Genomic DNA, 13,592 nt, shown 5'->3' with positions numbered 1-13,592 from the left:
CATGGACATCAACGACATTCTGCAGATCATCGTCTCGCCCACCACGGCAGCATTCGCGCTCGCCGCGATCGGGCTCAACTTCCACTATGGACTCACCGGCCTGCTCAACATGGGTCAGGCGGGCTTCATGCTCATCGGCATGTACGGCTACGCGATCACCATTTCTCAGGGTGGCTCGATGTGGCTCGGCATCCTTATCTCCTTCGTGGGTGCGATCCTGTTCGCGCTGTTCCTCGGTTGGCCAACGCTGCGACTTCGCGGCGACTATCTGGCAATCGTGACCATCGCGGCCGCGGAAATGGTTCGACTCATCGGCCGATCGCAGTGGCTCAAGGAGTGGACCGGCGGTAACACCGGACTTCGCGGTAACCAGTTCAAGGGACCGTTCGAGAACCTCTCTCCATTCCAGCCCGCGCGCATTGTCGAGATTGGGCCCTTCAGCTTCCACACCACCATTTGGTGGCTCATGCTGGTGGGCTGGGTGGCAGTCGCTGTGGCGGCTGCCCTGTTCTGGCGTTTGAACAAGAGCCCCTGGGGCCGCGTGCTCAAGGGTGTCCGCGAGGACGAGGACGCTGTGCGTTCGCTTGGCAAGAGCGTGTACTCGTTCAAGATGCAGGCACTGATCATCGGTGGTGTCCTCGGTGCCGCCGGTGGTGTGATCTGGGCGCACGGCAACGCCGTACAGCCTGACTCCATGGGTCGTGTCACCACGTTCTGGATCTGGACCATGCTGCTCCTCGGTGGTGCGGCAACGGTGCTCGGACCAATTCTCGGTTCGGTGCTGTTCTGGGCCATGTTCGTGTTCATCAAGCAGCTCGCGCCGCTAGTGCTCCCGAATCTGGCACCGCAGCAGATTGAGCCGCTCGCATTGGCATTCGTCGGCATCGGCCTGATTCTGCTGATTGTCTTTAGACCACAAGGAATTCTCGGAGACAAGAGGGAGATATCACTCAATGTCTGACACCAAACCAAACCTCTTTGAAGGCGTCGAGGCTAAGCCGGGTGCGGCGAAGCCCGACCCCATCATCATCGCTGATGGCATTACGCGTCAGTTCGGTGGTCTGACCGCTGTTGACGTCAAGCACTTTGAGGCTCAGCGTCACGCGATCACGGCCCTCATTGGCCCCAACGGTGCCGGTAAGTCAACGTTCTTCAACTTGTTGACGAGCTTCGACGTGGCCAACTCCGGATCCGCGCAGTTCAACGCTGTCGAGCCGGGAAAGCCTGACTCCGACGTGCGCACCATTGACCTGGGCGGTATGTCCTCGGCCAATGTCGCGCGTGCCGGAATGGTTCGCACCTTCCAGCTGACCAAGGCACTCAACCGCATGTCGGTCATAGAGAACATGCGGCTCGGCGCACAGCACCAGTCCGGTGAGAACGTGCTGAACGCGATGGTCGCTCCCCTGTGGCGTAAGCGTGAGAAGGAGATCACCGAACAGGCGGAGGTTCTGCTAGAGCGCTTCAAGTTGCTCGACAAGCAGGACGACTACGCAGGTTCGCTCTCCGGTGGTCAGCGCAAGCTGCTCGAAATGGCGCGGGCGCTCATGTCCAAGCCGTCGATGATCATGCTTGACGAGCCGATGGCCGGCGTGAACCCCGCGCTAACCGAGAGCTTGTTGGACCACATTGTTGGACTCAAGGAAGACGGCGTCACCGTGCTGTTCGTCGAGCACGATATGCACATGGTGCGACGCATCTCCGACTGGGTCGTGGTGATGGCCGAGGGCAAGATCATTGCCGAGGGTGACCCGCACGAGGTGATGGCCAACCAGGCGGTGCAGGACGCTTACCTGGGTAGCCACCACGACACCAACCTGTTCGAGGAGCGATAGTGACTGACCCGCAGACCATCATTTCCGCCGATCACCTCATTGCCGGGTACCTACCGGGCGTCGACATCCTCAACGGTTGCTCGATGGACGTCAAGGAAGGCGAACTCATTGGCGTGATCGGCCCCAACGGCGCCGGAAAGTCGACTTTCCTCAAGGCGCTATTCGGCTTGGTCCCCGTTCGCGAGGGCAAGGTCCAGCTTCGCGGCGAGGACATCACCAACCTCAAGGCGGACAAGCTCGTTCAACGCGGTATCGGGTTCGTCCCCCAGACCGAGAACGTGTTCCCTACCCTGTCGATCGAGGAAAACCTCGAAATGGGTGCCTACCAGGCTCCCAAGACGTACAAGGCCCAGCGCGCGAAGATGTACGACCTCTTCCCCGTATTGGGAAAGCGTCGCAATCAGCAGGCGGGTTCGCTGTCAGGTGGTGAGCGCCAGATGGTAGCCATGGCACGCGCCCTGATGATGGACCCCAGCGTGTTGTTGCTCGATGAGCCGAGTGCTGGTCTCTCCCCCGACCGCCAGGACGAGACGTTCGTGCGTACGCGTGACATCAACCGCACGGGCGTCACCGTGATCATGGTGGAGCAGAATGCACGTCGCTGCCTCCAGATCTGTGACCGTGGCTACGTCCTAGACCAGGGCACGAGCGCCTACACGGCGACCGGCCAGGAGCTGCTTGCAGACCCTAAGGTCATCGAGTTGTACCTCGGTACTCTTGGCGCGGACAAGGACGATGAGGACGACGCTGGGGCCGTGGTCGCTCCCGACGCCACCACGGAGAAGTCCGAGTAGTAGTCAGTATCTGATTCAGGAAAACCGCGATGTCCCCCAGGGGGCACCGCGGCTTTCTTTTTGGTGCTTCCGGCGCGGCCGGTGTCCCCTGTGCCCGCCGTGCATCCGGTCCTACCTTTGCTGGCGCGGCCGGGGTGACCTGCACCAGCCGCCTTTAGGTGGATTGGGCAGTGAGACGCCTGCGGGCTGCCTCCTGCGGGCTGGCATCTCAGATGCCGTGCGGCACCTCGCCCTAGCGGCGCCTGCGGCGCTTTTGGTGCTGGAGGGCGGGTTGGTGATACAAATCGGCCCACCAGGGCGCGAGAGCGGCTCTCAGCGTGTGAAATCGGACCAATACGGCGCTGGGTGGCTGGTGGGGCTACGTAGAACGCAAAGAAGCCCCCGACCTTACGGCCGGGGGCTTCTCTATGGAGCGTGTACTAGAGGTGAGGCTTTACGCCTCACCCTCCTGTGCACTCTGCCACTCAATGGTGTTGTCATTGAGGTACTTGTAGATACCGATGAAGGCACTCGACGGGTCGTTCTGGTCGTTCAGCGGACCCGAACCTGCCACCGTCTTGTAGTTGATCTCCTGACCGTCCTGCAGAAGTGCGAGGCAGTCAGCGTAGGTCGAGCACTCGTCTCCACCAGTTGCACCGGTCACGGCTGCGAGGTTCTCCTGAACCGTCGTACCGTCAGTGCCCTGACCCTTCTCAGCTGCGAGAGCAACAAGAATCGTTGCGTCATACGACTCGGGGCCGTATGCGAACGAGTCAAGCGGCGAAGGTGCGACCGAGTTGAGGCGCTCCTTGAAGGAGTCATCGGGGAATGCACCAGGAATCGTGCCCTGTGCGCCCTCGAGCACACCCGGGTCGAAGTCAGCCGAGTAGTCCGCGGTGTTACCGTCCGTCATGTATACGGCGCTCATGTCGGTCCAGCCAGCACCAACGAGCTCAGGAATGATCTGCTTGGTCTGGTCGAACGCGATGATCACGATCGAGTCAGGGTCTGCAGCCAGCACCGCCTGAACGTCTGAGGAGAAGTTCGATGCCTTGGGGTCGAACTCGTCACCGGGGTTACCGTAAACGAGCTCTGCGCCCTGAGGCTCAACAGTCTCCTTGATGACGTCGCGCAGCGATGTGCCGTAGTCCTCGTTGAAGACCAGAACACCGATCTTCGTGTGACCGTCAGAGACGATCAGGTTACCGAGAACGTTGCCCTGAACGGTGTCCGGCGGTGCCACGCGGAAGTAGAACGGTGAGTAGCCCGACAGTGCAGTCGAGGTGTTAGCCGGCGAGATCATCACAGTGGATGCCTTGGCGATCGTGTCAACGACGTTGAGCGAGACGGTGGACGAGGCTGCACCGACGATGGCAGCTGCGCCGTCGCCGAGTAGCTTGTCAACCGAGGTGCTTGCGATCGTGGGGTTGTCGGCGTCGGACGAGTCGGTGTGCTCAACGCGAACGTCCTGGCCCATGACACCGCCAGCTTCGTTGATCTCCTGGATAGCGAGGTCAACACCGGCGATCTCGGGCGGGCCGAGGTACGCAAGGCTTCCGGTGATCGGAAGCAGTGAGCCGATAAGCAGGCCGTCGCCGGATGCTGCAGGCGAGTCACTCGAGTCCATTGAACCCGTTGCCGAGCCCGAAGGCTCCGGGTCGCTGCTTGACGAGCAAGCAGCCAAGGCCAGCGCGCCAACGGCCACTACGGACGCTCCGCGGGCGATGGTTTTCCATCGTGCCATGTTGTTCCCTCCAACTCGATAGGGCGAACCCCATCGTTCGATTACCACGAGGACGGTCCTCGTGTGCAATACCTCGACGTTACCGCTTAAATATTTCGAATTGAGGTCCCGTTCATCACAATTTCGTGACCTCTTGCACGGAATACCTGGTGGATTTACTTTTTGCCCATCTGATCTATCACCGCTTCTGCCACTTCTTTCATGGTCAGTCGGCGGTCCATGGACGTCTTCTGGATCCATCGGAAGGACTCGGGCTCGTTGAGCTTCATGGTCTCCATGAGAAGGCCCTTAGCTCGCTCGACGAGCTTGCGTGTCTGCATGCGCTCGTTGATGTCCGCGATCTCGTTCTCGAGCGCACGGATCTCCACAAAGCGAGACGCTGCGATCTCTACTGCCGGCAGCAGGTCAGCAGGGGTAAAGGGCTTCACAACGTAGGCCATTGCGCCAGCGTCGCGCGCACGCTCGACGAGTTCGGTCTGCGAGAAAGCGGTCAGCAACACCACCGGCGCGAGGCGATCTTGCGCGATGTGCTCCGCGGCTGTGATGCCATCCATGACTGGCATCTTGATGTCCATCACGATGACGTCAGGCTTGAGTTCCTTCGCGAGAGCAACGGCCTCTTCGCCATTGGCCGCCTCGCCTACGACGTCGTATCCTCCTTCACGGAGGGTCTCGACGATGTCCATGCGAATCAGGGCTTCGTCTTCGGCCACAATGGCGCGGCGCTTCTTGGCGCCAGTCGTAGCGGCGGATTCTTGAGTGTTGTTGTCAGAAGTTTCGGTCACAAGCGCTAGCCTAGTGTGCGCGCCCCGATAGCCCAACTGGCAGAGGCATACGGCTCAAACCCGTACCAGTGTGGGTTCGAATCCCACTCGGGGCACATAGCGTGAGTTTCACGCGTAGAAGGCCCGTTCACCGGAGGCACTCGTCACCGGTGAGCGGGCCTTTTTCATGTCATTTGGCCGAACGCATAACTCTAGCCACGTGGCGTCACACCCGCGATACTTGAGCCATGGCCAAATCAAATGCGAAGCGCACCAACGACTCCAAGCGCCACATTGCGCTTGTCGCCCACGACAACAAGAAGGTCGATCTGCTTGAGTGGGCGGGCTTCAACGTCGGCACCCTGTCCAAGCATCACATCTATGCCACCGGAACGACGGGCACGATGCTGGAGTACGAGTTGGGCCTCAAGGTGACACGTTTTCTCTCTGGGCCAGTGGGCGGTGACCAGCAGATCGGCGCCAAGATCGCCGAGGGTGGAATCGACACCCTGTTCTTCTTCTGGGATCCGCTGGAGGCACAGCCCCACGACCCTGACGTTAAGGCGCTCCTGCGCATAGGCGCCGTGTGGAACATTCCGATGGCCTCGAACATGGCCACCGCAGATTTCCTCATCTCCTCGCCTCTTTTCGCTGAGCCTTACGACCGCGCCGTGCCCGACCTGGGAGACCGTGACTGGTCGGCGATGCGCGCGTCCGACTGACGTCAACAATGGCCGCGATCCGGCCTCCCTGGGCTCAGGGTGACGCGTACCGCCGCGCTCTGGACTACATGGCGGGCGTTGTGCGGAGGCCGTCGACGCCGAATTCACCAATGTCAGGATCGAGCGATCCTCCTAGTCCGTCGAGCCTCCCCGAATAGTCGATTCACGTCGCGACAGCATTGACAAAGCCCGCCGCCGTCCGAGGACGGGGCGGGCTCTGCGGTTGATCAGTGACCGCTACGCGCGGACCTGGCCTACCTTGTGAACGAAGATCGAGTTGGTCGTACCGGGGATTCCCACGGGGGTACCCGAAACAACAACCACATAGTCGCCGTCGACTGCCTTACCGGACTCCTTGAGGAACGTGTCCACGAGGCTCACCATCGCGTCGGTGTCTTCCACCTTCGCCACCAGCTCTGCGTCGATGCCCCAGCTCAGCGCAAGCATCTTCTGGGTGTGAGCATCGGGCGTGAACGCGAGCATCGGAACCGAGGGACGCAGGCGCGACATGCGCAACGCGGAGTCACCCGATTGCGTGAACGTGACGATGTACTTCACATCGAGCGTGTCAGCAATCTCGGCGGCGGCGTGAGTAATTGAGCCGCCACGAGTCTTGGGCGTCGTGAGGAATGGCGCGATACGGTTCGAACCCTTCTCCTCCGTGTTCTGGATGATGCGTGCCATCGTCTCGACCGTGATGATGGGGTACTCACCCACCGAGGTTTCGCCAGACAGCATGACTGCGTCTGCGCCGTCGAGCACCGCGTTGGCGCAGTCCGAGGTCTCGGCGCGGGTCGGAACCGGCGAGGAGATCATGGACTCGAGCACCTGCGTGGCGACGATGACGGGCTTGGCCTGGGCACGCGCCAGTTCGATGGCGCGCTTCTGGATCAGCGGCACCTCTTCGAGCGGCATCTCGACGCCCAAGTCACCACGGGCGACCATGATGCCGTCGAACGCGTCGACGATCTCGGCGAGATTGTCGATGGCCTGCGGCTTCTCCACCTTCGCAACAACAGGAAGGGTCTTACCCTCCTCGGCCATGATGCGCGCGCAGTCCTCGTAATCCTTAGCCGAACGCACGAATGAAAGAGCGATGTAGTCAGCGCCGAGCTTGAGGGCCCAACGTAGGTCCTCCTCATCCTTCTCGGACAGCGCGGGCACCGACACAGCGACGCCGGGAAGGTTGATGCCCTTGTTGTTCGACACGTTGCCGGGAACGACAACCTTGGTGATCACGTCGGTGTCGGTGACGGAGGTGACCTCAAGGCGAACCTTGCCGTCATCGATCAGCAGCGAGTCGCCGATGTTGCAGTCCGCGGGCAGGCCCTTGAAGGTGGTGCCGCAGATGTCCTTGGTGCCCTCCACGTCACGCGTGGTGATGGTGAAGACATCGTCAACCTCGAGGAAGTGAGGGCCGTTGGAAAAGCGCTCGAGGCGAATCTTGGGGCCCTGAAGGTCGACGAGTACCGCGACATTGCGTCCGGCCTCTTCTGCTGCCTGGCGAACGTTGCGATACACCGCCTCGTGAACGGAAAAGTCTCCGTGGCTGCGGTTAAGGCGCGCGACGTCCATACCCGCCGCGACCAGTGCTCGCATCTGCTCAATGGACTCTGTAGCGGGACCAATCGTGCAGACAATCTTTGCGTTTCGCATGTTCTCCAACCTAGGTGTTAAGCGCGGAGCGCGACCGTGCGCGCCGTCACAGGTGCCGGAAGCTCGGTGCTTCCAGTCAAGTATTCATCAATAGCGGCCGCCGCGGCGCGGCCTTCGGCAATTGCCCACACAATGAGCGAGGCGCCACGGCCGGCGTCTCCTGCCACAAACACGCCAGGCGCGCTCGTCGCATATGCGTCATTGCGCTGAATCTGCCGACGGTCTGTGATCGACACGTCCGCCTGGCTGGCGAGGGCATCGGTCTCCGGACCAGTGAAGCCCATGGCAATCAGCACCAGATCCGCGGGGATCTCGTGCTCGGTTCCGGCCTTGGGCGTACGCGACCCATCCGCGTTGTACAGGGTCTCGGCAACCTTCAGGGCCACGACGTGCCCTTCTTCGTTGCCGACGAATTCAACCGTGGAAGCGAGGTACTTGCGCTCGCCGCCTTCCTCGTGGCTTGACGACACCTCGAAAACTCGAGGATCGACGGGCCACGGCTCGTGCGCTGCGCGCTCTAGCGGGGGCTGTACGCCGATCGCGAGAGTCGTCACGGAGGCCGCGCCCTGGCGAAGCGCCGTTCCAATGCAGTCTGAGCCGGTGTCTCCGCCACCAATGACGATAACGTGCTTGTCCTTGGCTGTGATCTGATCGAGGACCTCGTCACCCGCGGCAGCCTTGTTGCCCTCAATGAGGTAAGGCATGGCGAAGTGGATGCCCTGAAGCTCGCGTCCCGGTAGCGGGAGTTCGCGCGGCACTGGCGCACCCGTGGCAACGAGCACGGCGTCGTAGCGCGCTCGGAGCGCATCCCAGGTGATGTCCTTGCCGATCTCGACGTTGACGCGGAAGCGGGTACCCTCGGCGCGCATTTGGTCGAGGCGGCGCGTGATGTGTCGCTTCTCCAGCTTGAAGTCGGGGACGCCGTACTGGAGCAAACCGCCGATGCGGTCGTCCTTCTCATATACGGCCACGGTGTGGCCGGCGCGGGTGAGCTGTTGTGCGGCCGCCAGGCCTGCAGATCCAGAGCCGACGACGGCAATGGTCTTGCCAGTCTGACGCTGTGGCACGTGTGGGCCGAGGTAGCCGAGTTCAAACGCCTTATCGACGATTGACACTTCGATGTTCTTGATAGTGACAGCTGGCTGGTTGATGCCGAGCACGCACGAAGTCTCGCACGGTGCGGGGCAAATCCGGCCGGTGAACTCAGGGAAGTTATTGGTCGCGTGCAGTCGATCGCTTGCGTCCAACCACTGTCCCTGGCGCACCAGGTCATTCCACTCGGGAATGAGGTTGCCCAGCGGGCAGCCCTGGTGGCAGAACGGCACGCCGCAATCCATGCACCGCGTCGCCTGGCGGCGCAGCACAGTCTCGTCCTTGCCCAACTCGTCCTTGACGTCCTTCCAGTCAAGAAGGCGCACCTCGACAGGGCGACTCGGCGGGAGCTCGCGCTCCCGGAACTTCATGAATCCGCGTGGATCACCCACTGGTCACCTCCAAGAACTCGGCCCAGGCTCCCGGTGCGTGCAGATCGCCACCGGATTCCTCGAGCTCGGCAAGCGCGTCACGTACCCGCGCGAATTGGGCGGGAAGCACGCGCGTGAAACGTGGCACGTTGTCCTCCCAATGAGCAAGCAAATCGCGCGCGAGCGGAGACTCAGTCTCTGCAGCGTGGCGCTCAACGAGCGCACGCACGAGTGTCACATCCTCGGCGTCGAGCGGGCTCAGCGTGAGCTCGCTCGCGGCCAGAGCGTCGGCGTTCACGCGTTGTTCGCGGAGGTCGAGGACGTACGCGGTTCCACCGGACATACCGGCGCCCAGGTTGCGGCCCGTGCGCCCCAAGATCACGGCAGTGCCACCGGTCATGTACTCGAGCGCGTGGTCCCCCACGCCCTCCACAACCGCCACGGCTCCGGAGTTGCGCACCAGGAAGCGTTCGCCCACCTGCCCTCGCAAGAACAGTTCGCCGCTGGTCGATCCATAGCCGATGACATTGCCTGCGATCACGTCGCGACTGTCATCGAGCATCGCCTCGCGAGCGGGACGCACCACGATGCGCCCACCGCTAAGCCCCTTGCCGACGTAGTCGTTCGCGTCCCCGTTGAGTCGCAGCGTGATGCCGTGAGGAATAAACGCGCCAAAGGATTGGCCAGCCGAGCCGGTGAAGTTCACCTGAATGGTGTCGTTCTCAAGCCCCGCGCCACGGTAGCGGCGGGTGACCTCATAGCCCAGCATCGTCCCGACCGTGCGGTTGACGTTGCGGATGTTCTTGGTGATTGTCACGGCCTCGCCACGCTCAAGTGCAGGCTGTGCCTCCGCAATGAGCTCATTATCGAGAGCGCGGTCCAGACCGTGATCCTGCGTGGTCGAGTTGATTAACGCGCTACCAGCCGGGGGTGCCGCGAGAATGCGCGTGAGATCGAGTCCCTGCGCCTTCCAATGGTCGATCGCGGCACTGGTCTCGAGCACCTCGACGTGGCCGACGGCCTCGGCGATAGTGCGGAATCCCAATAGCGCGAGGTTCTCGCGCACCTGCTCGGCGATGAACTCCATGAAGTTCACTACGTGATCTGCCTGACCGGTGTAGCGGTCGCGCAATTCAGGATTCTGCGTCGCTACGCCCACTGGGCATGTGTCCAGGTGGCACGCACGCATCATGATGCAGCCCGTGACAATGAGCGGTGCGGTCGCAAACCCGAACTCTTCTGCGCCCAACAGTGCGGCAATCATGACGTCGCGGCCGGTCTTCATCTGGCCGTCTACCTGAACCACAATGCGGTCACGCAAGTCGTTCATGACGAGAGTCTGCTGAGTGTCCGCCAGGCCGATCTCCCAGGGCGCACCCGCGTGCTTAAGAGAGTTGAGCGGGCTAGCGCCCGTGCCGCCATCCTGTCCGGAGATGAGGACAACGTCGGACTTGCACTTGGCAACTCCCGCGGCGATAGTCCCCACGCCAACCTCGGAGACGAGCTTGGTGTGAATACGCGCCTGGGGGTTGGCGTTCTTCGCGTCGTGGATCAGCTGCTTCAGATCCTCGATCGAGTAGATGTCGTGGTGCGGCGGCGGCGAGATGAGCCCCACGCCGGGCGTCGAGTGGCGCGTCTGTGCAACCCATGGATAGACCTTGTTGGCCGGCAGCTGGCCGCCCTCGCCGGGCTTGGCGCCCTGTGCGAGCTTGATCTGAATGTCCTCTGCGTTCACCAGGTACTCGCTGGTCACGCCGAACCGGCCCGACGCGATCTGCTTGATGGCGCTGCGACGCTCAGGGTCGTACAGGCGCTCGACGGACTCGCCGCCCTCCCCCGTGTTCGACTTGCCGCCGATGCGGTTCATGGCGATAGCCAACGTCGAGTGCGCCTCTTCGGAGATTGACCCGTAGGACATCGCGCCGGTGCTAAAGCGCTTGACGATCTCGCTGACGGGCTCGACCTCTTCGATCGGAATCGACTGCCGGTCGGCCTTGTACTCGAAAAGCCCTCGCAGCGTCATGGCGCGCTTGGCCTGGTTATCAACGCGATCCGTGTACTCCCGGAAGACGTCGTACTTGCGTGTAGCCGTGGCGTGCTGCAACTTAAAGACCGTCTGCGGGTCGAAAAGGTGCTCCTCGCCGTCACGGCGCCACTGGTACTCACCGCCGGTGTTCAGCCGTGCGTGGACAGGCAGTTCGCCCGATGCTGGGTAGGCGTCCGCGTGACGGGCGGCTACCTCTGCGGCAATCACGTCGATGCCGACGCCATCAATCTGGCTGGGGGTGCCGGCAAAGTGACGCGCCACGAACTCGCGCGACAAACCAACTGCCTCGAACACCTGTGCGCCGCGGTACGACGCAATGGTGGAAATGCCCATCTTGGACATGATCTTAAGAACGCCCTTACCGAGCGCCTTGATCAGGTTGGCCGTAGCCTGCTGCGGAGTGGTGTCCTCGAAGTACCCGCGTGACGCGAGGTCCTCGACGGTCTCCATCGCCAGGTACGGGTTGACGGCGGCGCAACCGTAGCCGACGAGCAACGCGACGTGGTGAACCTCGCGTACGTCACCTGCCTCTGCCAGCAAGGAAACCTGCGTACGCGAGTGGTGGCGCACCAGGTGGTGATGAACGGCGGATACGAGCAACAACGAGGGAATAGGCGCGAGGTCCTGGTTGGAGTCGCGGTCGGACAGGATGATGAAAGACACCCCGTCCGCGACGGCCTGGTCGACCTCGGCAAAGATCTCTGACAGGCGTGCCTCGAGTCGGTTGCCTCCCTCGGCGACGCGATAGAGCCCGCGAATCTTGCGCGACGAGAAGACTCCACGCAGCGTGGGATCCATGTCGATGTGCTCGATCTTGGACAGCTCGTCGTTGTCGAGCACCGGGAAGTCAAGGATGACCTTGCGGGCGTGAGCCGGCGTGGCCTCGAGCAGGTTCGGCTCGGGACCGATCGCGCCGCCAATGGCCGTGACGATGTGCTCACGGATCGAGTCCAGTGGCGGGTTCGTGACCTGCGCAAACATCTGCGTGAAGTAGTCGAAAAGCAGGCGCGGGCGGGTCGACAGAACGGCAATGGGGGTGTCCGTACCCATGGCGCCGATGGGCTCCATCGCGTTCTGGGCCATCGGAGTCAGGAGGATCTTGACTTCCTCCTCGGTGTAGCCGAAGGCGCGCTGGCGGCGCTTGACCGATGCGCGCGAGTGCGAGATGTGCTCGCGCTCGGGAACGTTCGCCAGGCGGACGGCGTTCTCCTCGACCCACTTCTCGTACTCGTGTTCGGCGGCGAGCTGAGACTTAATCTCCTCGTCCTCGACGATGCGGCCAGCGGCCGTGTCAACCAGTAGCATTCGGCCCGGCTGGAGGCGGCCCTTGCGGACCACCTTGGCGGGGTCTATGTCAAGCAGGCCGGCCTCGGAGCCAGCGATGACCATGCCATCGTCGGTCACCCAGAACCGTCCGGGACGCAGACCGTTGCGGTCAAGCGTCGCGCCGATCAGCGTACCGTCGGTGAAATGCAATGCGGCGGGACCGTCCCACGCCTCCATGAGAGTCGAGTGGTACTCGTAGAACGCGCGCCGAGCGGGGTCCATCTCGGTGTTGTTCTGCCATGCCTCGGGCATCATCATCAGCACCGCGTGGGGCAGCGAGCGGCCGCCGAGGTGCAGGAGCTCGAGCACCTCGTCGAACGAGGCGGTGTCGGAGGCCGACGGCGTACAGACCGGCATGAGGTCGGACATCTCGCCGAGCACGTCCGATTTGAGCATTCCCTCGCGGGCGCTCATCCAATTGCGGTTTCCCTGAACGGTGTTGATTTCGCCATTGTGGGCGATGTTGCGTAGCGGCTGCGCGAGTGGCCACGACGGGAAGGTATTGGTCGAGAACCGCGAGTGGACCAGCGCCAACTCAGAGGCGAAGCGCTCGTCGGTGACGTCAGGGAACACCTTCTCCAGCTGATACGTAGTCAGCATTCCCTTATAGGTCAGCGTGCGCGAGGACAGCGACGCAAAGAATGGGCCACTGTTCTTCTCTGCACGCTTACGTACGCGATACACGCGGCGATCGAGTTCAACACCAGCGAGTCCCTGCGCGGCCACAAATACCTGACGGAAGGTGGGCATCGACTCGCGCGCCGACGGGCCAAGAGAGTCGGGGTTGACGGGCACTTCTCGCCAGCCCAGCACCTGCGCGTTCTCCTGGCCAGCGGCCGCCTCGAACGCGGCAATTTCCTGGTCCTCGACGCCTGGGGTGAGGAACGCGATACCTACCGCGTAGGCGCCCTGTTCGGGAAGGTCGAAGTCAACGACGTCGCGTAGAAAGGCGTCCGGAACCTGGGTGAGGATGCCGGCACCGTCGCCAGTCTCTACCTCAGCACCCACGGCACCGCGGTGCTCCAGGTTCTTCAGTGCAGTCAGGCCAGCCTCGACGATGTCCCTGCCGGGCTTGCCACGCAGCGTCGCCACAAAGGCAACACCACACGCATCGTGCTCGAACGCGGGGTCATACAACCCGTTGGTGGGCTGTTTGGCGCCAAGATACCCGGCCATTGCACCGTCCTTAATTGTTCGCGACCGCAGCCGCGAATTCATTGATTTCGGGGCGCCGTCGACCCGGCTTACACACGGGTAAACAG

9 protein-coding genes and 1 tRNA gene are annotated in these 13,592 nt (G+C 62.4%); 5 read left to right on the top strand and 5 right to left on the bottom strand.

Annotated elements, in window-relative coordinates; genetic code table 11:
* Position 1 precedes the first annotated feature (1 nt).
* Genes AOP77_RS11085 through AOP77_RS11075 form a run of 3 tightly spaced genes read left to right on the top strand, consistent with a single transcriptional unit; the run spans position 2 to position 2,629 of the window.
* Positions 2–961 carry a branched-chain amino acid ABC transporter permease gene (locus AOP77_RS11085; RefSeq protein WP_062213650.1) on the top strand — a complete coding sequence of 320 codons (960 nt, stop codon included), beginning with the start codon at positions 2–4 and terminating at the stop codon, positions 959–961.
* The gene (locus AOP77_RS11080) at positions 954–1,835 is read left to right on the top strand and encodes an ABC transporter ATP-binding protein (protein WP_062213648.1); all 882 of its coding nucleotides are present in this window, start codon (positions 954–956) and stop codon (positions 1,833–1,835) included. Before AOP77_RS11085 ends, AOP77_RS11080 begins: the two co-directional genes overlap by 8 nt.
* Entirely contained in the window at positions 1,832–2,629 is a 798-nt protein-coding gene (locus AOP77_RS11075) for an ABC transporter ATP-binding protein (protein WP_062213645.1), read from the top strand. The genes AOP77_RS11080 and AOP77_RS11075 overlap by 4 nt, the downstream gene beginning before the upstream one ends.
* Before the next feature lie 433 nt (positions 2,630–3,062).
* Here AOP77_RS11075 and AOP77_RS11070 read toward each other — a convergent pair whose 3' ends face one another.
* Together AOP77_RS11070 and AOP77_RS11065 are read right to left on the bottom strand one after the other, a co-directional pair.
* The gene (locus AOP77_RS11070) at positions 3,063–4,352 is read right to left on the bottom strand and encodes an ABC transporter substrate-binding protein (protein ID WP_062213643.1); all 1,290 of its coding nucleotides are present in this window, start codon (positions 4,350–4,352) and stop codon (positions 3,063–3,065) included.
* A gap of 155 nt (positions 4,353–4,507) precedes the next feature.
* Positions 4,508–5,137, bottom strand: coding sequence for an ANTAR domain-containing response regulator (locus AOP77_RS11065; protein ID WP_062213641.1), 630 nt, complete (start codon positions 5,135–5,137; stop codon positions 4,508–4,510).
* Between the two features lie 21 nt (positions 5,138–5,158).
* Here AOP77_RS11065 and AOP77_RS11060 point away from each other — a divergent pair.
* Positions 5,159–5,232, top strand: a tRNA-Leu gene (locus AOP77_RS11060).
* Positions 5,233–5,364: 132 nt separating this feature from the next.
* Positions 5,365–5,838 carry a methylglyoxal synthase gene (locus AOP77_RS11055; protein ID WP_062213639.1) on the top strand — a complete coding sequence of 158 codons (474 nt, stop codon included), beginning with the start codon at positions 5,365–5,367 and terminating at the stop codon, positions 5,836–5,838.
* Positions 5,839–6,075: 237 nt separating this feature from the next.
* Here the strand turns inward: AOP77_RS11055 and pyk are convergent, their stop codons facing one another.
* From pyk to gltB, 3 genes are read right to left on the bottom strand one after another with little or no spacing between them, the layout of a single operon-like run.
* A complete protein-coding gene (gene pyk, locus AOP77_RS11050) occupies positions 6,076–7,494 on the bottom strand; it encodes a pyruvate kinase (RefSeq protein WP_062213637.1) in 1,419 nt (472 codons plus the stop codon).
* A 17-nt stretch (positions 7,495–7,511) separates the two neighbouring features.
* A complete protein-coding gene (locus AOP77_RS11045) occupies positions 7,512–8,978 on the bottom strand; it encodes a glutamate synthase subunit beta (RefSeq protein WP_062213635.1) in 1,467 nt (488 codons plus the stop codon).
* Positions 8,971–13,506 (bottom strand): glutamate synthase large subunit, encoded by a 4,536-nt coding sequence (gene gltB / locus AOP77_RS11040; protein ID WP_062213633.1) that lies wholly within the window; start codon positions 13,504–13,506, stop codon positions 8,971–8,973. Before gltB ends, AOP77_RS11045 begins: the two co-directional genes overlap by 8 nt.
* Positions 13,507–13,592 lie beyond the last annotated feature (86 nt).

The sequence above is a fragment of the Demequina oxidasica genome (genome assembly GCF_000975115.1).
Lineage (GTDB): Bacteria > Actinomycetota > Actinomycetes > Actinomycetales > Demequinaceae > Demequina > Demequina oxidasica.
Note: the sequence above shows the minus strand (reverse complement) of the source record. Positions and strands in the feature narration are given on the sequence as shown.

Bases quoted from the DNA above. Each gene is read 5' to 3' on its own strand.
- gltB (WP_062213633.1), bottom strand. From the start codon at position 13,506: ATGGCCGGGTATCTTGGCGCCAAACAGCCCACCAACGGGTTGTATGAC.
- pyk (WP_062213637.1), bottom strand. From the start codon at position 7,494: ATGCGAAACGCAAAGATTGTCTGCACGATTGGTCCCGCTACAGAGTCC.
- AOP77_RS11085 (WP_062213650.1), top strand. From the start codon at position 2: ATGGACATCAACGACATTCTGCAGATCATCGTCTCGCCCACCACGGCA.
- AOP77_RS11080 (WP_062213648.1), top strand. From the start codon at position 954: ATGTCTGACACCAAACCAAACCTCTTTGAAGGCGTCGAGGCTAAGCCG.
- AOP77_RS11055 (WP_062213639.1), top strand. From the start codon at position 5,365: ATGGCCAAATCAAATGCGAAGCGCACCAACGACTCCAAGCGCCACATT.
- AOP77_RS11070 (WP_062213643.1), bottom strand. From the start codon at position 4,352: ATGGCACGATGGAAAACCATCGCCCGCGGAGCGTCCGTAGTGGCCGTT.